Origin of the sequence: Xanthomonas axonopodis pv. maculifoliigardeniae (assembly GCF_041519315.1) — a bacterium.
Classification (GTDB): domain Bacteria; phylum Pseudomonadota; class Gammaproteobacteria; order Xanthomonadales; family Xanthomonadaceae; genus Xanthomonas; species Xanthomonas euvesicatoria.
The window spans coordinates 3,589,121-3,612,422 of sequence record NZ_CP167998.1 but is presented as its reverse complement, the minus strand read 5'-3'; the positions used below and the strand labels follow the sequence as shown (position 1 = coordinate 3,612,422).

Annotated in this window: 15 protein-coding genes and 2 pseudogenes; 11 read left to right on the top strand and 6 right to left on the bottom strand. The window is 60.5% G+C overall.

Features of this window, described 5'->3' with window-relative positions:
• The first annotated feature begins 460 nt into the window (after positions 1 to 460).
• The 7 genes and pseudogenes from ACDH77_RS15490 (at position 461) to ACDH77_RS15460 (ending at position 8,966) form a co-directional block, all read left to right on the top strand.
• Entirely contained in the window at positions 461 to 3,547 is a 3,087-nt protein-coding gene (locus tag ACDH77_RS15490) for an RHS repeat domain-containing protein (protein WP_372353539.1), read from the top strand.
• Entirely contained in the window at positions 3,544 to 4,062 is a 519-nt protein-coding gene (locus ACDH77_RS15485; protein ID WP_078560618.1) for an Imm21 family immunity protein, read from the top strand. The genes ACDH77_RS15490 and ACDH77_RS15485 overlap by 4 nt, the downstream gene beginning before the upstream one ends.
• A gap of 291 nt (positions 4,063 to 4,353) precedes the next feature.
• Positions 4,354 to 5,456, top strand: a protein-coding gene (locus tag ACDH77_RS15480; RefSeq protein ID WP_094030629.1) for an IS3 family transposase whose coding sequence is annotated in 2 segments (ribosomal slippage) — positions 4,354 to 4,612 and positions 4,612 to 5,456 — 1,104 coding nt in all. Because the reading frame shifts where the segments join, the coding sequence is not laid out codon by codon here.
• A 29-nt stretch (positions 5,457 to 5,485) separates the two neighbouring features.
• Positions 5,486 to 6,414, top strand: a pseudogene (locus tag ACDH77_RS15475) (IS3-like element ISXca2 family transposase); the annotation flags it as partial.
• An 873-nt stretch (positions 6,415 to 7,287) separates the two neighbouring features.
• Positions 7,288 to 7,980 carry a thermonuclease family protein gene (locus ACDH77_RS15470; protein WP_109291630.1) on the top strand — a complete coding sequence of 231 codons (693 nt, stop codon included), beginning with the start codon at positions 7,288 to 7,290 and terminating at the stop codon, positions 7,978 to 7,980.
• 110 nt (positions 7,981 to 8,090) lie between these two features.
• The gene (locus ACDH77_RS15465) at positions 8,091 to 8,483 is read left to right on the top strand and encodes a hypothetical protein (RefSeq protein ID WP_057681806.1); all 393 of its coding nucleotides are present in this window, start codon (positions 8,091 to 8,093) and stop codon (positions 8,481 to 8,483) included.
• Positions 8,484 to 8,573: 90 nt separating this feature from the next.
• Positions 8,574 to 8,966: an H-NS family nucleoid-associated regulatory protein gene (locus tag ACDH77_RS15460; RefSeq protein WP_008576847.1), complete on the top strand. Its 393-nt coding sequence runs from the start codon at positions 8,574 to 8,576 to the stop codon at positions 8,964 to 8,966.
• 624 nt (positions 8,967 to 9,590) lie between these two features.
• Here ACDH77_RS15460 and glgX read toward each other — a convergent pair.
• Entirely contained in the window at positions 9,591 to 11,723 is a 2,133-nt protein-coding gene (gene glgX, locus ACDH77_RS15455) for a glycogen debranching protein GlgX (protein WP_031423887.1), read from the bottom strand.
• A gap of 470 nt (positions 11,724 to 12,193) precedes the next feature.
• Here glgX and rimK point away from each other — a divergent pair, with 470 nt between their 5' ends.
• The 4 genes from rimK to ACDH77_RS15435 all read left to right on the top strand — a co-directional run bounded on the left by rimK (position 12,194) and on the right by ACDH77_RS15435 (position 15,793).
• Positions 12,194 to 13,111, top strand: a complete 918-nt coding sequence (gene rimK / locus ACDH77_RS15450; protein WP_008576854.1) for a 30S ribosomal protein S6--L-glutamate ligase — start codon at positions 12,194 to 12,196, stop codon at positions 13,109 to 13,111.
• Positions 13,112 to 13,319: 208 nt separating this feature from the next.
• Positions 13,320 to 13,763, top strand: a complete 444-nt coding sequence (locus ACDH77_RS15445; protein ID WP_008576857.1) for a hypothetical protein — start codon at positions 13,320 to 13,322, stop codon at positions 13,761 to 13,763.
• Positions 13,764 to 13,788: 25 nt separating this feature from the next.
• Complete coding sequence (locus ACDH77_RS15440) at positions 13,789 to 14,466, top strand: response regulator transcription factor (protein WP_003490678.1); 678 nt, start codon at positions 13,789 to 13,791, stop codon at positions 14,464 to 14,466.
• Positions 14,459 to 15,793 carry a sensor histidine kinase gene (locus tag ACDH77_RS15435; protein WP_011348346.1) on the top strand — a complete coding sequence of 445 codons (1,335 nt, stop codon included), beginning with the start codon at positions 14,459 to 14,461 and terminating at the stop codon, positions 15,791 to 15,793. The genes ACDH77_RS15440 and ACDH77_RS15435 overlap by 8 nt, the downstream gene beginning before the upstream one ends.
• A gap of 102 nt (positions 15,794 to 15,895) precedes the next feature.
• Here ACDH77_RS15435 and ACDH77_RS15430 read toward each other — a convergent pair.
• The 5 genes and pseudogenes from ACDH77_RS15430 to ACDH77_RS15410 form a co-directional block, all read right to left on the bottom strand.
• A pseudogene (locus ACDH77_RS15430) lies at positions 15,896 to 16,178 on the bottom strand (SymE family type I addiction module toxin).
• Between the two features lie 735 nt (positions 16,179 to 16,913).
• Positions 16,914 to 20,897 (bottom strand): RHS repeat-associated core domain-containing protein, encoded by a 3,984-nt coding sequence (locus tag ACDH77_RS15425; RefSeq protein WP_372371839.1) that lies wholly within the window; start codon positions 20,895 to 20,897, stop codon positions 16,914 to 16,916.
• Positions 20,898 to 21,128: 231 nt separating this feature from the next.
• The gene (locus ACDH77_RS15420) at positions 21,129 to 21,449 is read right to left on the bottom strand and encodes a hypothetical protein (RefSeq protein WP_372353536.1); all 321 of its coding nucleotides are present in this window, start codon (positions 21,447 to 21,449) and stop codon (positions 21,129 to 21,131) included.
• Between the two features lie 345 nt (positions 21,450 to 21,794).
• A complete protein-coding gene (gene coaE, locus ACDH77_RS15415; protein WP_218488476.1) occupies positions 21,795 to 22,421 on the bottom strand; it encodes a dephospho-CoA kinase in 627 nt (208 codons plus the stop codon).
• A gap of 13 nt (positions 22,422 to 22,434) precedes the next feature.
• The gene (locus ACDH77_RS15410; RefSeq protein ID WP_372353535.1) at positions 22,435 to 23,298 is read right to left on the bottom strand and encodes an A24 family peptidase; all 864 of its coding nucleotides are present in this window, start codon (positions 23,296 to 23,298) and stop codon (positions 22,435 to 22,437) included.
• Positions 23,299 to 23,302: the final 4 nt, after the last annotated feature.

Here is a 23,302-nt window from a genome sequence, read left to right as displayed (position 1 = left end):
GCTAAAGGTGCGCTGGACCATTGCCGCTCTGCTAGTGCTCAGCGTCTTGGCTGGGCCGTCCGAAGCTGCACGGAAATGTCCTGATGGCTCGACCGCAGGATCGGCCAATGAGTGCCCTTCACCTGTGGAGCTCAAGGAGAACGACTCAAAATACATCGGCGGGTCAGTCCCAACGACAATGGTGGTTGGTCAATCGTATACGGCGAGCATCACTTTTCAGAACACCGGATGGAAGACGTGGACGCCGCAAGAAGGATATCGGTTGGGTAGTCTAGGGCCGACAGATAACACGACGTGGGGAACCTCGCGTGTTGAACTGGCCTCAAGTGTGGCCTATCCATCAAGCACTACTTTTAACTTCACGGTCCGTGCGCCTCTCACGGCGGGATCCACCCTTTTCCAATGGCGGATGGTGAGGGATGGGGTTGCCTGGTTTGGTGGAGTAGGTTCTCCAACTTACGTGAACGTTCTCCCATCCCTTATCAAAGGCAACATCGACAGCGTCACTTACGGTTCCATTTCAGGCTGGGCGTGCTCGACGAATCTGAATCGTTCTGTCGACGTGCACATGTATTTAGGCGGGCCTGCTGGCTCAGGCACCTTTGCCGCGGCTACCGCAGCTACGTTACCAAGTGATGCCGACATTGCTAGCGCTTGTAGTGCTTCGGGCAGCAACTACCGATTCTCGTTCCCCATCGATGAGAACTTCATCATCCAGAACGGCGGTAAGGCCATTTATATCCATGGCCTGTCTCCGGTAGGTGCCTCAAACGACACTATTTCCGGGTCGGGCGCAGTGGCCGTGCCTGCATCGGTGATCAAAGGGCGGATCGAGGGTATCCAGGACAACAAGGCGATTGTCGGCTGGGCGTGTTCTGCGGGACTACGCCGATCGATCGACGTCCATATGTATGCGGGCGGGGCTTATGGGACTGGAACGCTTGCTGCTATCGCTAGCGCAAGCCTTGCCAGCGAACCGGGCGTTGCCAGCGCTTGCTCATCGTCAGGAAGCAACTACCGCTTCTCAATTCCAGTTACCGAAGACCTGATTCGAAGCCAAGGCGGCAAGCCGTTCTATATCCATGGCATTTCTCCGGTCGGTCGGGACAACTCCCTCATTGATGGGTCGGGTGCACTCTCGATTCCTGCTATGCAGCGTAATGCTGCTTTCGTGTCTCAGAACATGCCCGCGCAGCTCCCAACCGGACGTTCTGTCACCGGGTCGGTGCGGTTCACGAACACGGGAAATGTCACTTGGCGCCAGGGGCAGGGCTATCGGGCTGTGTTGGTTGGCGATACGCGAGGATGGTCGCCAGGCGAAGTGGGCCTGCCATCCGATGTTCCGCCTGGCGGAAGTGTGGACTTCAACTTCAGCCTCCGCGCCCCCCTTGGTGCGGGCGGCTACAACCTGCGTTGGCGAATGCGCGATGGTGCCGGTGATTTCGGTAATGAATCCAGCAACCAGGTCGTGCAGGTGGTGGCGCCGCCACCGGTGGCGCATGGCGTTGGCCTGGCGGCCCGTAGCTACGTCTATGATGCGAACCAGCAGCTGTGCAAAGTGATCGAGCCCGAGAGCGGGTCGACCGTCATGGCCTACGACGCGGCTGGCAATCTGGCTTGGTCGGCCAGTGGCCTTGATCTTCCCAGCACGACCAGCTGCGACCTGGAAGCCGCTGCTGCCAGTGGCCGCCAGGTGGTGCGCACCTACGACACTCGCAATCGCCTCAAGACCCTGCGGTTCCCTGACAAGAATGGCAATCAGGACTGGTCCTACACCCCGGACGGACTGCCTGCACAGGTCACGACCTGGAACGATGCCGGTAGCTCATCTGTCGTCAACGCTTACAACTACAACAAACGTCGGATGCTGACATCCGAATCGTCTGGTCAGACCGGTTGGTATACCTGGTCCATCGGCTACGGCTATGACGCGAACGGAGCACTTGCAAGTCAGGCCTATCCCACTGGGCTGTCGATCAACTATGCGCCCAATGCTCTTGGTCAGCCGACCGATGTGCGCGATCAATTTGGGAACGTCTACGCCTCTGGTATTGGCTACTACCCCAATGGAGCCGCGCGGCAGTTCACCTATGGCAATGGTGTGAGCCACTCGCTCGTGCTCAACGGGCGCCAGATGCCCCAGCAGGTGCGGGACAACAACGTCGCTTCGTTCGAGTATCAATACGACGCCAATGGAAACGTCGGCGCCATCATCGATCAGCAGCGGGGGACGGGCTACAACCGCTACATGGGGTATGACGGACTGGATCGCCTGATGGAGGCCGGCTCGGAGCGGTTCGGCGGCGACAACTGGAACCGCTATACCTACGACGTGTTGGACAACATCCTCACCGCCAAGCTTCCAGGTGTGCGCGAGAACAATTACTGGTATGACGCCAAGAACCGCTTGACCAATGTCCAGAGCAATGCGGGCGCCACCACCGTCGGGCTGAGCTACGACCCGCAGGGCAACCTCAAGAACAAGAACGGTCAAGCCTATACCTTTGACTATGGAAATCGTCTGCGAGATGTCACCGGCAAGGAAAGCTATGCCTACGATGCCTACGGGCGTCGCACGATAGCTGGGCGCCCCACGACGCGGACCGTTCAGGTCTATAGCCATGCTGGCCAGCTGTTCTACACAGAGGCGTCGGGCAAGGGCAACATGGAATACGTCTATCTCAATGGGAGCTTGCTTGCCACCCGTAACGCAGGGACCATCAAGTTCCAGCACACCGATGCGCTGGGTAGCCCAATCGCGGTGACAGATGCCGCTGGTCAAGTGGTTGAACGGACTGACTACCAGCCCTATGGCAGCCCTATCGGCAAAACGGTCGATGGCATCGGCTACACCGGCCACGCCATGGACGGGGCGACCGGACTGACCTACATGCAGCAGCGCTACTACGACCAAGACCTCGGCCGGTTCCTGAGCGTGGACCCGGTGGCCGCGGACTCGGTGCTTGCGGCGAACTTCAATCGCTACTGGTATGCGAACAACAACCCTTACAAGTTCACCGACCCGGATGGCCGTTCAATTGTTATCCCCTGGGGGGCGGTCGGCGAGATAGCCGCAACTCGGGCGGCGCAGGCTGGTGTAGTGTCACAATTAGATAGTCCTCTGCCTGGTCCAGGGGATGTCATCGCAGCTGCAATCATTGTGGGTGCTGTTGGTGAGGTTGGTTACAAAATTTATCAGGCCAACTCTCAACCAGAAGATAAACAATCGACGGGTCCAAAGACGCTTGCGCCTGGAGAGCATGCTGGTGACTCAATACCGGCTAGAGGCCCAGAGCGCGACTTCACCGACGGTGAACGCGAGCAGGTCAATGAGATTGGTGGGAAGACCGGCTGCCACACTTGCGGGACTACGGATCCTGGAACAAAGCGTGGCAATTTTGTGCCAGACCACCAGCCGCCAAGCAAAGCAAACCCTAGTGGCGCGCCTCAGCGTCTATACCCGCAGTGCTTGTCCTGCAGTAGGCAACAAGGGGGGGAAGTAAGGCAATATAGGCCGCCACCGCCACCGCCGCCGGAGAGAAAGTGAAAGATCTAAACTGGATTGAGTCAAATGGAGGGCCATTGGTCCTCTTACATAGAGACTTACTGCCTCAATGGTGCGGAAGCACTGGGTCACTCGTCGACGCTGATGCGACAGATTACACACGTGCTTGTGATGTGATAGATGAGCTTGGGGTGATTGATGTTGGAGCTAGGCAAGCCCTGGTGCTGGGTGATGAGCCTGACAGGACAGCTATCACTAAAATTGAAAAATCAGTTTTCCTCATTCGCTGGCGTTGGGCGCCGTCCGAAGATGATCTGCTTGAAGAGTTGCGAGATGGATTAAATTCCCTGGATTTTTGTAGTTCAGGGTCTTTCTTGACAATGCCGGGAACGCATCTTCTCTTCGATTCCGCTCTCGCCGGACCTTACGCCGATGAGTCATCGGTCGTCGAACTGGATGCGGCCCAGTTTTCGCTCTCCAGCGCTTATCTTCATCCGAGAAAAGATATCTGTGCGCTGATTCATCGTTTACAGGAGCACTCGGCTGACTCTAGATAAGAGTCAGCTGACTCCATTACGGAAAGGCTAATGCGCAGAAGTTGCAATGCAGAGACTGGGTCGTTTGCGTCGTCGATTTCTTAATTGTGTCCACACCACAAATAACAGCATCAAAAACAATTTCTGGATAGCTCCACCCATAGTCGATAGTGATGGATGGCGGCTTCATTCACCAGTGGTCACCAGCTGAAGCCTCGGTCGCTCTTTCGCATTGCGTTGGCGGCGACGCCCCCCCGATTTTGAGTAGCACCTCAGTTTGGAGTCCAATTCCCTAACTCGAGGAGATTGGACGTGAAGAAGCGTTTTTCTGAAGAACAGATCATCGGCTTCCTGCGCGAAGCTGATGCCGGTGTGGCGATCAAGGACCTGTGCCGGCGGCATGGCTTCAGCGAGGCTTCCTATTATCTGTGGCGCAGCAAGTTCGGCGGGATGAGCGTGCCCGATGCCAAGCGGCTCAAGGACCTTGAGTCCGAGAACGCGCGGCTGAAGAAGTTGCTGGCCGAGCAGCTGTTCGAGAACGACCTGATCAAGGATGCACTGCGAAAAAAGTGGTGAGCGCACCGGCGCGTCGCATGCTGGTGCGCGAGTGGATCGGGCGTGGTGCCAGCGAGCGTCGTGCGTTGGCAGTGATCGGCATGAGCGCCAGTGCGCTGCGATATTGCCCGCGCGAAGATCGCAACGTCGAACTGCGCGAACGCATCTGTGCGTTGGCGCATCGCCATCGCCGTTATGGTGTGGGGATGATCTATCTCAAATTACGACAGGAAGGACGCATCGTGAACTACAAGCGTGTGGAGCGGTTGTACCGCGAGCAGCAGCTGCAGGTCCGGCGCCGCAAGCGCAAAAAGGTGCTGATAGGAGAGCGTCAGCCGCTGCTGCGGCCATCGCAGGCCAATCAGGTGTGGTCGATGGATTTCGTGTTCGACCGCAGCGCCGAAGGCCGAGTGATCAAGTGTCTGGTGATCGTGGACGATGCAACCCACGAAGCGATCGCCATCGAGGTGGAGCGCGCAATCTCGGGCCATGGCGTGACACGCGTGCTGGATCGGCTGGCGCACAGTCGCGGCTTGCCACAGGTGATCCGCACAGATAACGGCAAGGAGTTTTGCGGCAAAGCGATGGTGGCCTGGGCACATGCGCGTGGCGTGCAGTTACGGCTGATCCAGCCTGGCAAGCCAAACCAGAACGCCTACGTCGAATCGTTCAATGGCCGGCTGCGCGACGAATGCCTCAACGAGCACTGGTTCCCAACCCTGCTGCATGCGCGTACCGAGATCGAACGCTGGCGACGCGAATACAACGAGGAGCGACCCAAGAAGGCCATTGGCGGCATGACGCCATCTGCGTATGCCCAACAGCTGGCCAACACCGATATCATCAACCCCGGACTCTAAACCCGGCCGCTACTCAGAGCGGGGGGGCGTCGGAGCACAACAAGCTCAAACGCATGTACGCCGAGCTGGCGATGGAAAACCATGCATTGAAGGATGTCATCGCAAAAAAACTGTAGACCCGGCGCACAAGCGCCCGCTTCTGGCCTGGCTCATCGAGCAGCATGGCTGGAGCGAGCGCCGGGCCTGTTCGGTGGTTGGCGTGGCGCGCTCGACGATGCGCTATCAGCGTCGTCCCGATCGGGATGATGAGGTTATCGCGCTGTTGTCCGAGTTGGCCGAGCGTTTTCCTGAGCGTGGATTTGGAAAACTTTTTCAAATCATCCGCCGTCGCGGACATGTGTGGAACCACAAGAGGGTCTGGCGCGTGTATTGCCTGATGAAGCTCAATCAACGTCGTCGCAGCAGGCGCCGGGTACCGACGCGTCATCCACAGCCGCTGGCCTGCGGTGATCGCCCCAATGCTGGATGGTCGATCGACTTCATGTCCGATGCGTTATGGGACGGTCGGCGTTTTCGCACGTTCAATGTCATCGACGATTTCAGTCGGGAAGCCTTGGCGATCGAAGTGGACCTGAATCTTCCGGCCGCCCGCGTCATCCGCACGTTGGAACGCATCGCAGCTTGGCGCGGCTATCCGAACAAGCTACGTTTGGACAACGGGCCGGAATTTGTCGCGCTGGCCTTGTCCGAGTGGGCCGAGCGTAAGGGCATCGCCTTGGACTTCATTGAACCGGGGCGTCCGATGCAGAACGGTTTTATCGAACGCTTCAACGGCAGCTACAGGCGCGGCGTGCTGGACATGCATCTCTTCCGCACGCTGAGCGAGGTCCGCGAACAGACCGAACACTGGCTTGCCGACTACAACCAACAGATCCCGCACGACAGCCTGGGCGGACTAACGCCCGCTGAGTTCCGTGATCAACATCAACCGCAGACCTCTAGTTTTAGCTGGCATTGAATTGCGGGGAGTCGACAGTTTGATTTCAGTATGCCTAAAGCTGATATCTGTGCTGCTGCTCACTCGCGAACCATTGGGAGAGCGTTGGTCCTGAGCTTGCCGTAGAGGCACGAATGGGCGCGCGGGGTGGGGAGCCGGACAGTGCCCCCCCACGGTCCGCCAACGACGTGAGCTTGGCAAGCCATAAGCCTTGAACCGCTGGCGTCCGCTTGGCTATGATCGGGTATCACGAAAGGTATCATTTTTGGATCACCCCACTCCGGGATAAGCTAGGAAAATCAATTGGTTGGCGTGCAAGGATTCTGTTCCCATCGCCCGCTCCATATCCGGCACGTTTTCTTGCCGAGCGCATCGCTCCGCAGCTCACTCTCCCCGATTGATGCAGCCGGTAATCAGGTGATCGGGCGCTACGCGATTGCGCATCAGTCTGAGCCACAGCGCATCGACGTTGGTCATCGCGTTCGGTGTTGGCAGCGTCCCGCGCTACATGACGCATCGTGCTTGGCGAGCGGCGCAATGTGCATGCTGATGAAGTTCGCCTCTGGCACCCGTCTGGTCATTGCTTCGGCTGAATATCCTCCAGCGAATTTTCGCGTGTCATCAATAGCGACAGAGCGCGCTTATCTGCCTGCGCGCCATCCATCACACTGCGTGCCCGCTCTGCGCATGGAAGACATCTGAAGCCTGCACAAAGAACGAGCAAAAAGGATGGGCATCGCGGATGGATTGGCATACAGTGCCCGCCCCTGCGCTGGCATTGGTTGCCGGCGCAGATGTCAGGTTCGATGGAATGCTTGACCAGGCCGACCGGCTGCAGTGGCACTAAGGCAAGACACGCGGAGCGCAGTCTGCCGATTGGAAAGGAAGTGGCTGTTGAAGTTGTTGAAGTTGTTGAAATGCTGGGTGTTGTCGGTACTGGTGCTTGTTGCTTTACCTGTAAGTGCTGCAGAGCTGGTTGGTCGTGCGACGGTGACCGATGGTGACACCATCACCGTTGCCCATCAGCGCATCCGTCTGTGGGGCATCGATGCGCCGGAGAGCGCGCAACAGTGCAGCGCACACGATGGCAGCGCCTGGCCGTGCGGCCGCCGCGCTGCAGCGGCATTGGATGGCTATCTGCTGGACAAGACCGTGCATTGCCAGCCGAAAGATACCGATCGTTATGGCCGCAGGGTCGCCGAATGCTTCGTGCAGGGGCAGTCCGTCAATGCCTGGATGGTGCGCTCTGGCTGGGCGGTCGCCTATCGTCAATACGCTACCGCGTTCGAGGTAGACGAGCGCCTCGCGCAGCAGCAGCGCCGCAATCTCTGGCAGGGCGCGTTTCAGATGCCGGCAGACTACCGCCGCGACAAGAAGGCGCGGACAGCAACCACGCGCCAGGTTGAGGCATCGGCGCCAATCAACTGCAGGATCAAGGGCAATATCTCCAGTGACGGCAAGAAGATCTTTCATATGCCGGGCCAGCGCGATTATGCAAAGACGCGCATCTCGCCGGCGAAGGGCGAGCGCTTCTTCTGTTCGGTGAATGAAGCGGCCGCTGCGGGGTGGACACCGGCGCGGCGGTGATGGTGTTGCGGCGTACCGAGGCCCGCCGGCCTCCCGGCTTCTGAATTTTCTTGCGCAGAGTCGGGGAGATCCCGATTGAGCCTGCTCTAGCGCCGCCGCATAGTGCAGGCATGACCACCCATTCCCAACTCGTCGGCGCGCTGATCAAGGGGATGCGCCGTGCCGAGTCTGCGTGGGTGGCGTCGATCGCCTACGGCGCCGGGCTGGCAAGGCACGTGCGCACCGGCCATGTCACGCCGGACAATGCGGGCAAGGTCTTGGACATGTTCGCGCTCGATCCCGAACAGATCCGCCAGCTCGGGCTGATTGGCGTGGAGGAGCTGGGCGAGGCGGTCTACCACGCCTGGTCGATCAATGCCGGCGAATTGGATCGGGTGGTGCAGTGGTTTCGCACGCCGCGGGTGGAATTCGTCGGCAAGCACTGCAGCGAACTGATCCGCGCCGGGCGAATCGGCCCGGTCCTGACCATGGCCCGCGAGCACGCCCTGCTGCGCCATCGCTGAGCGCCAGCAGACCCGCACGGGCCCGGGCGCTTTACGCTGGGCGGCCCAGCGGCAATACTCGTTGACCCGCCCATACCTCATGTTTTGCCAATGCGCCAGGATTCGCCCGCTTCACCCACCGCCGCCGCCCGGGCTCAACTGCTGGAAGAGCTGCGCAAGCTTGAGCAGGAAGAAGCGCAGCTGAAATACGCCCAGACGCTGGAAGCCTTCGACCAGGTGATCGAGGTGCTTACCCAGTTCGGCAACCGTTTCAATGCCAAGCAAAAATCCCAGATCGCCTCGCTGGCGATGACCGGCAAGACCAAGGGGCCGCTGTCTTCCACCGGCGAAGTGGTCGCCAAGTACTGGATTCCGCATTCCGGCGAAACCTGGTCCGGCCGTGGTCGTACGCCGCGCGCCTTCAAGGCCTGGGAAGGCACCAGCTCTTATAAAGAGTGGAAAGCCAATCATCCGGACAAGCGCTTCCCGCTGTATCCGGGTTGAGTCACCCCACAAGGGATGTCGAAGGCCCGCAATGGGCAAGGCGTTGCTTTTGGCCTTCGATCTTTTGGTGAATGTCTGGCGCACAGCGCCCTGCTTTGCGCGTGTTATTCCAAGACACTTGGCTGATTTCGGTGGTCTGCGGAGCCATGCCGGACTTTTGATGATCTGGCAGCGATAGATGTTGTGGTGTTTGCACGCTTCAAGTCCGGTTGGCCGCAGATTTTTTGGTGGCATCTGCTGGCTTTTGGCCGTGCAATGAACGCTCGAGTGCCGCAAGCCGCGTGTCTTCAAACCACACATTCAATTCCCGATTTCAAGCAAAACCCACGCGCTCAATCATTGCGAGAAAGCGTTCGCCGTGTTTCCCGCGCAAATCCCGGCGATGGATGCTGACCTACTGATTCCTGATCCAGGGAGCAAGCAATGAGGACGTGGCCCAACGTGAGAGATCGCACAGACTCGTTGGGGTGTTGCCATCGGCACCATGACCCTGGCCACGCGCAACCCGCGTAGCGCACGCAAGACCCCTCCGTCATCCCATCGTCGGAAACAAAAACGCTTGCTGCCTCTCCGATGCCGGTAGGCAGCAAGCATCGCTCCTGAGTGCGCGTTGCTGGGACGGCTTTACTGGTCGCTCTTGCACTCGAAGACCGACACGCTGCGCGGCGGGGCCAGGAATTCGCTGGCACCGGCCGGCATCATGTCCACTTCCAGCGCTTCGTCGGTGGAGAGCACCAGCTTCCAGTGCACCGGCTCATCGGAGGAGGGCAAGGTGAAGGTCACGCCCTCGTGATAAGCATTGATGACGATGAGCAAGGTGTCGTCATTGGCCAGTTCCTTGACCCCCGAGGTCTGCGCCTTGCCTTCCAGCAGCAGGCCCACCGAACGTGCGGCGGGGTCGGTCCAATGCGCATCGTCCATTTCGATGCCGCCCGGATTGAGCCAGGTGAGATCGCGCAGACCGGCTTCTTCGTTGTATTGGCCGTTGAGAAAGCGGCCCCGCGACAGGATCGGGTAGCGCTTGCGCAGACGGGTCAGTGATTTCACGAACTCGGTCAGGCGGCCGTCGGTGGGATCGTTTTCCCAATCCAGCCAGGTGATCTCGTTGTCCTGGCAATAGGTATTGTTGTTGCCTCCCTGGGTCTGCGCGCGCTCGTCGCCGCTGAGCATCATCGGCGTGCCTTGCGATAGCAGCAGCGTGGCAAGCAGGTTCTTCATCTGCCGCTCGCGGATCTGCAACACCTCGGCGTTATCGGTGTCGCCTTCTTCGCCGTAGTTGCATGAGCCATCGTTGGACGAACCGTCGCGATTGTCCTCGCCGTTATCGATGTTGTGCTTTTCGTTGTAGCTGACCAGATCGCGCAGGGTGAAGCCATCGTGCGCGGTGATGAAGTTCACCGACGCCCACGGGCGCCGGCCGCGGCGATCGAACAGATCGGCCGAACCGGTGAAGCGGGTCGCAAATTCCGCCAGCTTGCCGTCTTCGCCTTTCCAGAATTCGCGCGCATTGTCGCGGAACTTGTCGTTCCACTCCGACCAACCCGGCGGGAAGTGACCCACCTGATAACCACCCGGGCCGCAGTCCCACGGCTCGGCGATCAGCTTGACCTCTGACAGCAGCGGGTCCTGGTTGCAGGCATCCAGGAAGCCGCCGCGTTGATCGAAGCCGCTCGGCTCGCGGCCAAGAATGGTGGCCAGATCGAAGCGGAAGCCATCTACATGCATCTCGCCGGCCCAGTAGCGCAGCGAATCGTTGACGAACTGGATCACCCGCGAATTGCTCAGATTCAGCGTATTTCCGGTGCCGGTATCGTTGATGTAGTAGCGCTTGTCGTCGGCCAGGCGGTAATAGCTGGCGTTGTCGATGCCCTTGAACGACAAGGTTGGCCCCAGCTCGCTGCCTTCGGCGGTGTGGTTGTAGACCACGTCCAGAATCACTTCCAGCCCCTGCTTGTGCATGGCCTTGACCATGTCGCGGAATTCATCGCGATGGCCGCTGGACAGGTAACGCGACTTCAGCGCAAAAAAGCCGATGGTGTTGTAGCCCCAGTAATTACGTAGCCCCTTGTCGAGCAGATGCTGGTCGTCCAGGTAGGCGTGTACCGGCAACAGCTCCACCGCGGTGATGCCCAGGTCCTTGATGTACTGGAGTACCTGCGGCTGGGCCAGGCCGGCGAAGGTGCCGCGCACCGCCTCGGGTACCTGCGGATTGCGCATCGTGTAGCCGCGCACATGGGTTTCGTAGATGACCGTCTCATTCCACGGCTTGAGCAGGCGCGTGTCGTCTCCCCAGTCGTAGGTGTCTTCGACCACCACGCACTTGGGCATGAAGGGTGCGCTATCGCGCTCGTCGAAGCTCAGGTCGCCATCGGGATGACCCACCGTGTAGCCGTAGAGCTCGTCGGACCAGATCAGGTCGCCATCCAGCTCGCGCGCATACGGGTCCAGCAACAGCTTGTTGTGATTGAAGCGATGACCTTCGGTCGGCGCATAGGGACCATGTACGCGATAGCCATAGCGCTGGCCCGGCTTGGCATCGGGAAGATACCCGTGCCAGATTTCGTTGGTGTACTCCGGCAGGTCGACGCGGGTTTCGTTGCCCTGTTCGTCGAACAGGCACAGCTCGACACGCGTGGCATGCGCGGAAAACAGCGCGAAATTGGTGCCCTTGCCGTCGAAGACGGCACCGCGTGGGAACGGGCGCCCCTGACGGATGCGGGAGGGATTGGCATAGGCCGCGCTTGCTGGACGTCGCATGGAGAGTCTCGGATGCGCCGGCACGCCGGCATTGAGGGGCCTCAAGCATTGCGTCTACAGCTGTGCAAAACGCGTTACGGCAACAGGGGTGTGGCGTGAGGGCGGCCGTCGGAACCGTTGACGTGGCGTGCCCTCGCAACGTCCCGTCGGCGCGCACGCGCGCCACAGTGCGGCCATGCGCAAGCAATCGGGCAAGGCCACCGACGGGTTGCGATCTGGATAAGGCACGCGCGAAGTGCGTTGCGCGACACGCGTCTGCGTTGCTTGAGCGACGCGCCAACGCCCTGCTAGCATCGATCCGGTTGAGGCCGTGCAGCCACAGCGTTGTTGGACTGGTCGCGGTACTTCGCTCTTTCATTCTCGGGGCCGTCGCAGTCGGCCTGATCGCAGCGTACATCGCGGGCCTGCCGCGAACGCGCAATCGGCCTGCACTGTACGGACTTGGGTCACTTCGTCATCAGACTCTGCCCATGTCCAAGCCGCGCCGCGTACCTGCCGCGATGAAAATCGCCATCCTTTCCCGCAACAGCAAGCTATATTCGACCCGGCGGCTGATCGAAGCCGGACGCAAGCGCGGGCACACCGTGCGCATCCTCGACCCGTTGCGCTGCTACATGCGCATCGCCGCCGACGGCTTCAGCCTGCACTACAAGGGCAAGCCGATCACCGGCTTCGATGCGGTGATCCCGCGCATCGGCGCCTCGGTCACCCGCTATGCCACCGCAGTGCTGCGCCAGCTCGAGTTCATGGGCACCTACACGCCCAACCCGTCGGACGCCATCCTGCGCTCGCGCGACAAACTGCGCGCGCACCAATTGTTGGCCGCGCAGGGTATCGACATGCCGGTCACCGTCTTCGGCGACAACCCCGACGACACCCAGGACCTGCTCTCCATGCTCGGCCCGCCGCCGCATGTGGTGAAGTTGAACGAGGGGGCGCAAGGCGCCGGGGTGATCCTGACCGAAAAGGCCAGCGCTTCGCGCGGGGTGGTCGAAGCGCTGCGGGGGCTGTACGCCAATTTCATCGTGCAGGAGTTCATCGGTGAAGCCGAAGGGGCCGACCTGCGCTGCTTCGTGGTCGGCGACAAGGTCGTCGCAGCAATGCGCCGCCAGGCGGCCGAAGGCGATTTCCGGTCCAATCTGCACCTGGGTGGCACTGCAGCCGTGGCCGAGGCAACCGAGCAGGAGCAGGAGGTGGCGGTGCGCTCGGCACGCGCCTTGGGCCTGGCAGTGGCAGGGGTCGACCTGATCCGGTCAAAACGCGGCCCACTGGTACTGGAGGTCAACTCCACCCCAGGTTTGGAAGGAGTGGAAGGCGTGTGCGGCGTGGACGTCGCCGCGGCGATTGTCCAGCACCTTGAGCAGTCCGTCCGCCGATCGGCCGGCTAACGGCTTTACCAAAAAATTAACGAAAATCTAATTACGGCCTCGCTAGCCTCTCCCGACCGTAGCTCCGCTCTCGGCAGTGACGGTGATCGGGATGAACTTTTGGCCCAAGTGCGGTGTCGCACTTGGGCCTTTTTATGGACGGCTTGCCGCTGTAGGGGTTCGCGTCTACATTCGCCAATGTTAAATCGGTCGGGCAAGGAGGCGTCGCATGGCAAAACGGTGGAGTGTTACGGGACTGCTGCTCGCGACGGGCCTGATGAGCGGTCATGCATTGGCGGTGGTGCTCGATCTGGACAAGCCGTTCAAGCCTCAGGCGGCGCAGGTCCGCACCGACCTTGCCGACGGCGAGAAGTACTCCGAGATCAGTCAGGATGAGCGCGCTAAGGTGAACGCTGCGCTGGATCGGATCGAAGCAGCATTCCAGACGCAGCCAGATATCCAGGCACTGCAGCCAGAGCAATTGGCAGCGGTTCGCAACGATCAGGAGCTCGTCACCCGAATTTTGACCAAGGCACGCGAAGATAGCCGGCTGATTTGTCGGCGCGAGCGCGCGACTGGGTCGCAGATGAGTACGAAACAGTGCATGACGGCTGCCCAGCGGCGCCGTCAGACCACGGTGAGTCAAGACGAAATTTCTCGGCGCCAGCGCTAAAAACAGCTTAACGAACGAGGTTCCAGTGCGAATTCTAGTAATTGAAGACAACAGCGATATCGCCGCAAATCTCGGCGATTACCTCGAAGACCGGGGTCATACGGTGGACTTCGCCGCCGACGGGGTGACTGGCCTCCACCTTGCCGTGGTGCACGAGTTCGACGCCATCGTGCTCGACCTCAACCTGCCTGGCATGGATGGCATCGAAGTCTGCCGCAAGCTGCGTAACGAGGCGCGCAAGCAGACCCCGGTGTTGATGCTGACCGCGCGCGACTCGCTGGACAACAAGCTGGCCGGCTTCGACTCCGGCGCCGACGACTATCTGATCAAGCCGTTCGCGCTGCAGGAAGTGGAGGTACGCCTCAACGCGCTGTCGCGTCGCGGCAAGGGTGTGCACACCCGCGTGCTGGAAACCGGCGATCTGGAATACAACCTGGATACGCTGGAAGTGCGTCGCCGCGGCAAGCTGCTGCAACTCAACCCGACTGCGCTGAAGATCCTGCAGGCGCTGATGGAAGCCTCGCCGGCGGTGGTTACGCGCCAGGAACTGGAAACCCGCGTGTGGGGCGAAGAACTGCCCGACTCCGATTCGTTGCGCGTGCATATCCACGGCCTGCGCGCCGTGGTCGACAAGCCGTTCGATGTGCCGATGATCCAGACCCGTCACGGCATCGGCTACCGCATCGCCTCGCCCGATGCCTGAAAGTACGAGCGAGACGCGGCCGGCGCGCCGGCGCGGCCGCTATCGGCGGCGCCTGCGCAGCCGCATCATCTTGTCGTTCGTGTTGCTGGGCTTCTGCCTGACAACGCTGTTCGCCTTCGCCACCAACTGGGCGCGCTCGCGCGTGGAAAACCAGTTGGTGGAAGACGTGATGAATCGCAACATCGACGCCTTCGCGCAACGCTTCTATTCCGATCCAATGCGCAACCCCGATCTGCCGTTGCAGCAGATGCGCGGGCGCGTGGTCAAAAGCGACAAGTTCGAAGCGCTACGCCGCGAACAACCGGAGTGGTATCAGCTGCCCGACGGCATCCACACCATCACCGGCGTGGACGAAAGCGGCAATACCTATTCGTACAAGCTTGCGGTGCGCAAGACACCGAGCGAATGGTTCTTCCTCGCTTATGACATGACCCAGGCGCTGAAGGGCGAGATCCAGCTCAAGCGCACTCTAATCTTGTCGGTGTTGGTATTCAGCGGGTTTTCGCTGCTGATCGGCTGGTGGTCCGCGTCCAAGGTGATGCGCCCGGTCTCCGATCTGGCCGCGCGCCTGCGTGCCTATCGTGGCGGCACTAGCCAACCCAAACCGCTGGCGGCGCATTTTCCGGACGACGAAGTCGGCCAGCTGGCCGAAGCGCTGGACGACTACTCGGCGCGTCTGACCGAAGTGGTGCAGCGCGACCGCGAATTCAACGCGGACGTGAGCCACGAACTGCGCACGCCGCTGGCGGTGATCCGCGGCGCTACCGAGCTGCTGCTGACCAAACCGAACCTGGACGAAAAGGTATTGCAGCGGCTGCAACGCATCCAGCGCGCCGAGCAGCAATGCAGCGATTTGATCGGCTCGTTGCTGTTGCTCTCGCGCAACGAGCGCGGGCAGGGCAGTAGCAACGTCGCCAAGGTGGCCGAACAACTGATCGACTCGCACCGCGCGCAGCTCGGTGGAAAACCCCTGGAGCTCGTGCTGGAAGGCGTGCGTGACCTGGTCATCGATGCCCCGGAATCGGCCCTGTCGGTCGCGCTCGGCAACCTGATCGGCAACGCCGTCAAATACACCCAGGATGGCCAGGTGCGCGTGCGCGTGCTGGGCGATGCAGTGGAAGTGATCGATTCGGGCCCCGGCCTGAGCGAAGAAGACGCCGCCAAACTATTCCAACGCGGCTACCGCGGGACCCATGCCGGCCACTCGCAAGGCGGCGGCATCGGCTTGTCGATCGTCAGCCGGCTTTGCGATCTGTACGGCTGGCGGGTCAGCGTGCGGCCAGGGCAGCAGCGCGGCGTTATCGCAACATTGGCCTTCCATCGCTAACCACCACCCGCACTCCCGTAGGAGCGCACCCGGGCGCGACGGCCGTACCCACTGCGCCCCCAGGGCAGCGCCTCCAGACAACAACCACACCCAAAACCCAGCTCAGCGCTCCACCACCGTCACCACCAACTTGCCCGCACGTGCAGTGATCTGCAGCTTGCACCCAACCGCAAACCCCAACTGCTCCAGCCACAGCCCGCGCAAGCGCAGGCTGGGAATCCGCTGGCTGTGTGGCCGGCCCGGCGCTGCATCGTAAAACGCATAGCCCACCGTGCAGCGCGTGCCTTGCGCGGTGGCCGCGGCGGCAGATCGTCGACGCGAGGCCTGTGGCGACGGTCGAAGGCGAGGTTGTCCGCATCGAACGTGGCGACGGCACCAGCTGCATGGGCTGCGTGTCCTTTACCGGCGTGGCCGCCTGCCTCGCGGTAGCGGGGCGCTCGGCGGTGGGTTTGGATCGCTTGGTGGTTGAAGGTGGCGTCCGGCTCATCGCCTCACCTCCGCCAGCACCACGGAGCGACGACGCCCACCAGCCAATACCGATGCATCTGTCATGACAACGCCTCCTTCGAAGAACAGGCACCGTCGCCGGCTGGCGACTGGATGTCGGGAGGTTAGAAACCGCTAGTAGTCGGCGGGCGTATTCCTCCCGAAGGAGTGTTGTATTAGCCGCCCTCCCGACGCAGGCATCGCGTCGGTTTGTACCTGCAGGCAGGCACAAAAAACCCACCAGTTTGACGGAGGTGGGTACCGCTACTAGAGGAGTTTCTACGCTCCTTGAGACAGAGGTTGCTACTGGTTACTTGGTATGTCAACTGTTTGACGAAAATCAGTCTTGCCTGTGTCTAGCCGCCACGGTGGCTAGACATAGGTGCTTCTGTTAGCCATTTAGTAGCAGATTTTTGCTGACATGCAGAACCAAAACGCTAGCGGAGCGATTCATAAATTACCGTAACAAGGATCATCCACGACGCGCCTGCAATTGCCATTATTAAACCTCGCTTGTCCCATGCTGATCGGAAAGGCTTTGTTTGAGGTGCAGCTAAGAACGATCCCCATCGAATTAGACCCCCTAGCCCAAGAAAAAATCCACCTGCAAGCATCGCTAGGATATAGGCCAGCTTCATTGCGCTTCACACGAACATTTTTTCTGCTGAATAACAACGGCATTGCCTGCAGCAGCACCATAAACAGTAGCGTCAAAACCGCCTTGGCTTTGATGCCATCCTATGCTCTCAGCTCCAGCGCCGAAGTTCCACCAGGCTCCGCCAATCGATATTTTTTGATACATCTGATAGCCCATGCCAAATGAAACTGATCCTCCAGAGAATTTCGCATAAGGACCGTTGAATACATCAGGGTCTGGTACATCATTTGAGTCCGTGAGTTCTACTTGCGAACCAGCCATTGAAATTGGTGTACCTAATCCAGCTGCACCTCCGACTGCCATCACATAGGCAGATGCGAGTCCGCCACCCGGACAGGGGGAAGTGACTTGATAGAAGTCTATGTTCAAGCCGAACTTTCCTGCGCCGACACCAATTCCAAAAGTAGAGCCCTTCCAAGTGGCCAAGCCATAAAAATCCATGTGGACAAAAGGACCCTGCAATGCGTATCCAAAAGTACTGATGCCACCTCTCAAGCCAAACGGATCACTCTGCCCATACCGCCCAGTAGCAGGGTCATAATCCCGGAAGTAGTTCTGATTCAACCCACTCGCCGCATCAAAGCGCTGCCCCGGGAAGCGCATATCCAACACCAACGCCGCCCCATCGCCATCCGGATCCTGATTTGGCGCGGTGTTGCCGAAGGCTTCACCCTTCAAGCTCCATGCCCACACCGCCACATCGCGGGTGGGGTCGATCACCACGCGTGGGCTGCCCAAGTGGTCGGGTTCGATGTAGTGCAGCGTGTTGGCATTGGCTAGCAGGCCGACTGGTAGGTCGTCCAGCCAGATCGCCTGCTGCTTGGGCGCGCCGTTGCTGTCGTAGTCGCCCAGCCAGTGGCCGGCTTCATCGTAGAGCGTGTAGGTGTTGGTGGTGCCGAGGAAGCGGCGCACCTGTTCGCCTTTACCGTTGTAGCGGTAGTTCATGGTCACCGCGCCGGCGCGGCGGGCCTGGGTCATGCGGCCGCTGGTGTCGTAGGTGTATTGGCGGGCGGTGCCGATGGCGGTGGTGTTGCCGGCGGCATCGTAACTGCGGGCGACGCCTGCCACGGCACTGAGACGATGGCTGTCGGTCGGGTAGGTGTAGGCCTGCGTGGCCGTGCCGACCTTGGCGCTGAGGCGGTTGCCGGTGGCGTCATAGCTGTAGCCGTCAATGACAGTTCCGGTGACACCATCGGTGAGACCGGTCAGGCGGCCCAGCGCGTCGTAGTCCAGGCCGATCTCCGGCGTTGAATTGCCGGCTGGCGTCAGTGCGGTGAGGTTGCCGGCCGGGTCGAAGCCGAAGCCTACGTCAAGACCGCCCGGGCGGGTGTCCTGGATCGCCTGCGGGCGGTAGTCCAGATCATAGTGGCGGGCGAGGGTGCGGCCATTGCCGTAGGTCCAGCCGGCAGCCGGGCCGAATGGATAGTAAGTGGCATTGCCCAGAAGCACCTGGCGGCTACCGCCGGCGGCCTTCACGCCGACCTGCGTGGTCTGGCCCTGCGCATTGCGCACGTAATCGACCACCGCCCCGTCGGGATAGGTCATGCGGCGCAGTTGGCCGCCGATGGTGTAGTCGTAACGCAGCACCAACGCGGTGCCGTTGCTGGTCTGCACCTTGCGCACCAAGTCGCCGAAGCGGTTGTAGCAGTACTGGGTGATGGCGCCGCCGTCCTGCATCTTGGTCAGGCGGCCGATCGAAAAGGTCTCCCCGCTGGCGCAGGCCGTCTGCGTCGCGTCGTAGGTGTAGGTGATGTTGAGGCTGGTGGTGGGGTAGGTGACCTTGGTCGGGCGATTGAGCGCGTCGTAGCTGTAGGCGGTGGTGTTGCCGCGCGCATCGGTCTGGGTGGCGCGGTTGCCGGCGCTGTCGTAGGCGTAGCGGGTGACGCCGGTGTCCGGGCTGGTGAGTTTCACCAGATCGCCGAACCCGTTGTACTCGTAGGTGGTGTCCAGGCCCTTGGGGTCGGTGACCTTGGTCAGGTTGTCGAGTGCGTCGTAGGCGAACTTGGTGTCGGCCTTGATGCCGGCGACATCCTGCAGCGTGCGGGACAGGCGATTGAGCGGGTCGTACTCGCTCTGCGTCGCGGTCGCCAACGCATCGGTCACGGTGGTGGCGTTGCCGTTGGCGTCGTACGCGAAGTCTGTGGGGTCGCTGGCCGCAGTAGCCTGGGTCTTAAGTTGGCCGAGCTGGTTGTAGACGCGCGAGAGCGTGCGCTTCAACGTGCCCGACGCATCGCTGGTGTCTTCCTTGATGCGATTGCCGGCGTTGTCCAGCGTGTAGTGGACGGTATTGCCCGCGTTGTCGGTGATGCCGGTCAGCCGATGCGCCGCATCGTAGCTGAAGGCAGTGAACGCGCCATCGGGCTGGGTGACCTGCCTGACCAGGCCGGTGGGCCAATAATCGATGCGGGTAATGCGGTCATCTGCCTCGCTGGAGGCATCGGCCCCACGCACCTTGGTGGCGGTCAGCCAACCGCGCGGGTGATAGGTGTAGTCGGTGACGATGCCGTTGGTGTCCTTGATGGACAACGGGCGACCTGCGCCGTCGTAGGCGAGGTATTCGGTGGTTTGGCCGAGGGCGTTGGTGACTTTCCAACGGTCGCCTTTGCGGTGCGGGCACGTACTCGCCGATGCCGTGCAACTGGCGTCGTTGGCAAAGTAGTAGGTGTAGCTGGTGCTATCCGCGATATCCGTGCGTGCGCCATCGCTGGCCAACAGCAAGCCGGGCAAGGAACAATTGCCGGCAGCAATATCGCTGTCTTCGCAGTAGCGCTGGGTGGTGACGCGGGTAGGACCTCCGCTTGGATCCGTCCGCGATACGGTCAGTGCTTGACCCCTGGTGTTGTAGGTCCAGCTCGTCCTTGCGACCAGGACATCATTGGCATCATAGGTGCGCCGGTCGGTGGGAACACGGAAGCTGGGATGCCAGTCCGTCTGCAGCGTGCGGCGTTTTGACAAGATGTTGTTGGCATCTTCGATCGTTTGGATCAGCAAGCCACGTGTGTCATAGCTGGTTTTGACGGATGCGCCGGAGAAATCAATGGTTTCTTTGGGGTAACCCGCCTCATCGTAAGAACGTTGTTGATAATCGCCGTTAATGCATGCAGGGCATTTCACCTGAGCCCCAGTCAGCTTTGCACGTCCGAACTGGACTTGGTAGCTGTACTCTGCAGTCGCGCCCGATGGACTATGGATCACGGCCTTTTCATTGGTACGCGTGACCGAGAACAGGTCGATGTTGCCATCGCCGTGACGGCTGCTGATCGCCTGGCCGTCTGTATCATAGGACCAGGTGGCATATCGGCTGCCACTTTCGTCGATTATTCCGGTAAGTGCATTCTGGCTCAAGGCGTCTTCGTATGTGTATCCGATATTGCTGATCTGGTTGTCGGATGCATCGATTTGAGCGACTTTTGCGAGTCGTCCGTCGCTATAGCTGTATTGCGCTTTTGTTCCGTCTGCAAAGTCGACCTCTTCCAAGTAGAGGCCGTTGACATGAAACGTCAGCGAGCGGCCCCGGCGGTCGAGGGCTTTTTCAAGCGCGCCATTGCCGTCATAGCTCAGCTGGACAACGTCCCCATCGGGGAACTCAATGCTCTCCAGCCATCCAGCGGGATTATAGTTTTCCCTGCGATCCCGTGTGTCCACCAAAGCCCAGCCGATGAAGGCGCCATCCTGGGTACGTTCGAAGAGTTGTTCTTTCACGTCGGCATCGACCACCCATTGCGTGCCGGATTTGCGGAAGATGTACTGATTTCCTGATGGTCGGCTGGCCCGGATCACGGTTCCGTCGTCATTGGATTCAATGAGGAGGTTGCGTTGATAGGAATGCCTCCAGTTCGGTCCCATCATTATTGTCGGGTTGGAAGGAATATCCGTGCTGCTATAAGACCTGGAGAAATCGAGATGGCCGGACGGGTCGCGATAGTCATAGGCAATCTCATATTTGTTGCCAGTGAACATATTGACCGGGTTCCCAACCATGACCGGGCCAGTGACTTGGCACGAACTATCGCAAGAATTATTCTTGGCAGGATCAATCGGTTGGCATGCGTCTCCAGCGCAAGGGGCTGTAGGCGAGTATCCGCGATCAAACTGTCTGTAATAGCTGCCGTCACAGGTCGGATTGGGTCCGCTATATGTGATGTAGGCGCCCAGAACGATATACGACGGTGAGGACAGGTGAGGCGGCTTTCAGCAGATTTTGCGCCGGTTACGATCTGGTAGGCCGGACCAGGCAGCGTTTACCAGTTGCTGTAGCGCAAGCTGTGCGTCTCCTTGTGTAGGGCATTTTATCCCCATATCCCAGGCCCTGTAGCATTCTTCGATTGGGCTTGAAGCTGCAATTGCAGGTCGTGTAAAAACCAACACCGAGAAAATCACCAGGGCGGCCGCCGCCAGGCCAAAAAGCTTTTCAGTGAGTTGCATTTTTTGATGATTACCGTAGGGGATTTTTGTTTTTCCAGCTTTCAGGCTGGCAAGGGCGATGCGAATGTTGATGATCGCTAGCTGCATCCATATCGTCCAGTCAGTCCGAATTGCTCGACCATGGCAAAGCACGTCGCGTAGTCCGATTTTACTCGGGGGATGCTGCGAACAACGACACCATGAGGCATCAGGGTGGCCACAGCAGCTCGAACCATGTGGCGTACCTCGCATCTGCATGCCCTGCATCGCGTCCAACTCATGAGAATGTCTACAAGGCGCCATTTTTCTCCTGCGCGAGCAGCTTATCTGAATGCATAGCTTGCTGGTGGCGAACGCTGCCCTGTTCTGCAAGCGCCCCAGTGTCGACTCGGCGCTCTAACAGTAGTCGTGGTCGGAAGGGCGATCTACCTATCATTTCTAGCGCGTAAGCGCCTAGTGATGCGCGGTGGCTGAAGTATTGGCCCGGGCACGATAGTCCACGTCCAATCCGCGTGCCACCTGCGACAACTGCTCTAGAACGCCGTGATTGCAGGCGACATCATCGGCGATGGCCAGCCGCTGCTCCCGCGTCGCCTGCGCAGCAATCATGCGATCGGCCAGTTCGGCCGTCGCTCCATCCCGCTGCATCAGGCGTTCGTGTTGCGAGGCGACTGGTACGTCGACGACGAGGATGCGATCTAGCCAGGGATAGGTGGCGCGCCCACCGGCTTCGGCGAGCAAGGGGATTGCGACAATTGCATAAGGGCCCTGTGCAGCCCGCGCTGCGCGCTGCAGTTCTCTGCGGATGGCCGGGTGGGTGATGGCTTCGAGCGCTTGCCGTTGCGCGGTGTCTGCAAAGACGCGGTAGCGTAGCGCTTGTCGGTTCAAGGTTCCGTCGGGGAGCAAAACGCTATCCCCGAAGTACGCAGCAATGGCGTCGAGGATCGGCCCCGGCTCCACGACCTGCCGCGCAACCACATCCGCATCGATCACCGGCACGCCCAGCTTCTCGAACTCCGCGGCTAGCGCGCTCTTGCCGGAGGCAATGCCGCCAGTGAGGCCGACGATGAAGTCGCTCATCGTCGTGCCCCGGTCAACGCAGGCCTGCAAAGCGCAGGTAACCGTCTACCAGGTCGTTGCCCCAGAAGAACACCACCCAACCAGCGATGGCCAGATAGGGGCCAAACGGGACTGGGGTGGCGCGGTCGCGGCCCTTGGCGACCAGCCAGATCGAGCCGAGGATGGCGCCGACCAGCGAGGAGATCAGGATGATGGGCAGGATGCCTTTCAACCCGCACCAGGCGCCGAGCGCGGCCAGTAGCTTGAAATCGCCATGGCCCATGCCTTCCTTGCCGGTGAGCTGCTTGAACAACCACCACACCGTCCATAGCGACACATAGCCGACCGCCGCGCCCAGCAGGGCAGGCTTGGCCGGCATGTAGAGGTTGTCCATCGACCCGACCAGCCCCAACCACATCAGCGGCAGAGTCAACTGGTCCGGCAGCAGCTTGTGACGCAGGTCGATGCCCGACATCGCCACCAGGAAGCAACTCAACACGATCGCGCCGAAGCCCTGCCAGCCGAAGCCGAAGCGCCACACGCTGGCGACGCACAGGATGGAGGTGAGCAACTCGACCAACGGATACTGAATCGAGATCGGCTTGCCGCTGTAGCGCGACTTGCCGCGCAGCATCGCCCAGCTCAGGACCGGAATGTTTTCCCACCACTTGAGCTTGTCGCCTGTCACCGGGTCGTGCGAGGGCTCCACCACGATCCCCGGCGGCGGCGGCTCGTAGATGTCCGGCAGCTCCAAAATCTCGCGCGCATCCCGCCTCCACTGCCACTCCATGCGCTTGGGCAAGCGCAGGATCACCACATTCAGGAAGCTGCCGATCAGCAGTCCCAGTCCGGCCGCGGCAGGAAAGCCGAGACCGGGATGCTGGTCGAGAAATGCCATGCGT

Bases quoted from the DNA above. Each gene is read 5' to 3' on its own strand.
- ACDH77_RS15425 (WP_372371839.1), bottom strand. From the start codon at position 20,897: ATGTTCACTGGCAACAAATATGAGATTGCCTATGACTATCGCGACCCG.
- coaE (WP_218488476.1), bottom strand. From the start codon at position 22,421: ATGAGCGACTTCATCGTCGGCCTCACTGGCGGCATTGCCTCCGGCAAG.
- ACDH77_RS15445 (WP_008576857.1), top strand. From the start codon at position 13,320: ATGGCAAAACGGTGGAGTGTTACGGGACTGCTGCTCGCGACGGGCCTG.
- ACDH77_RS15465 (WP_057681806.1), top strand. From the start codon at position 8,091: ATGACCACCCATTCCCAACTCGTCGGCGCGCTGATCAAGGGGATGCGC.
- ACDH77_RS15435 (WP_011348346.1), top strand. From the start codon at position 14,459: ATGCCTGAAAGTACGAGCGAGACGCGGCCGGCGCGCCGGCGCGGCCGC.
- rimK (WP_008576854.1), top strand. From the start codon at position 12,194: ATGTCCAAGCCGCGCCGCGTACCTGCCGCGATGAAAATCGCCATCCTT.
- glgX (WP_031423887.1), bottom strand. From the start codon at position 11,723: ATGCGACGTCCAGCAAGCGCGGCCTATGCCAATCCCTCCCGCATCCGT.
- ACDH77_RS15460 (WP_008576847.1), top strand. From the start codon at position 8,574: ATGCGCCAGGATTCGCCCGCTTCACCCACCGCCGCCGCCCGGGCTCAA.
- ACDH77_RS15410 (WP_372353535.1), bottom strand. From the start codon at position 23,298: ATGGCATTTCTCGACCAGCATCCCGGTCTCGGCTTTCCTGCCGCGGCC.
- ACDH77_RS15420 (WP_372353536.1), bottom strand. From the start codon at position 21,449: ATGCAGCTAGCGATCATCAACATTCGCATCGCCCTTGCCAGCCTGAAA.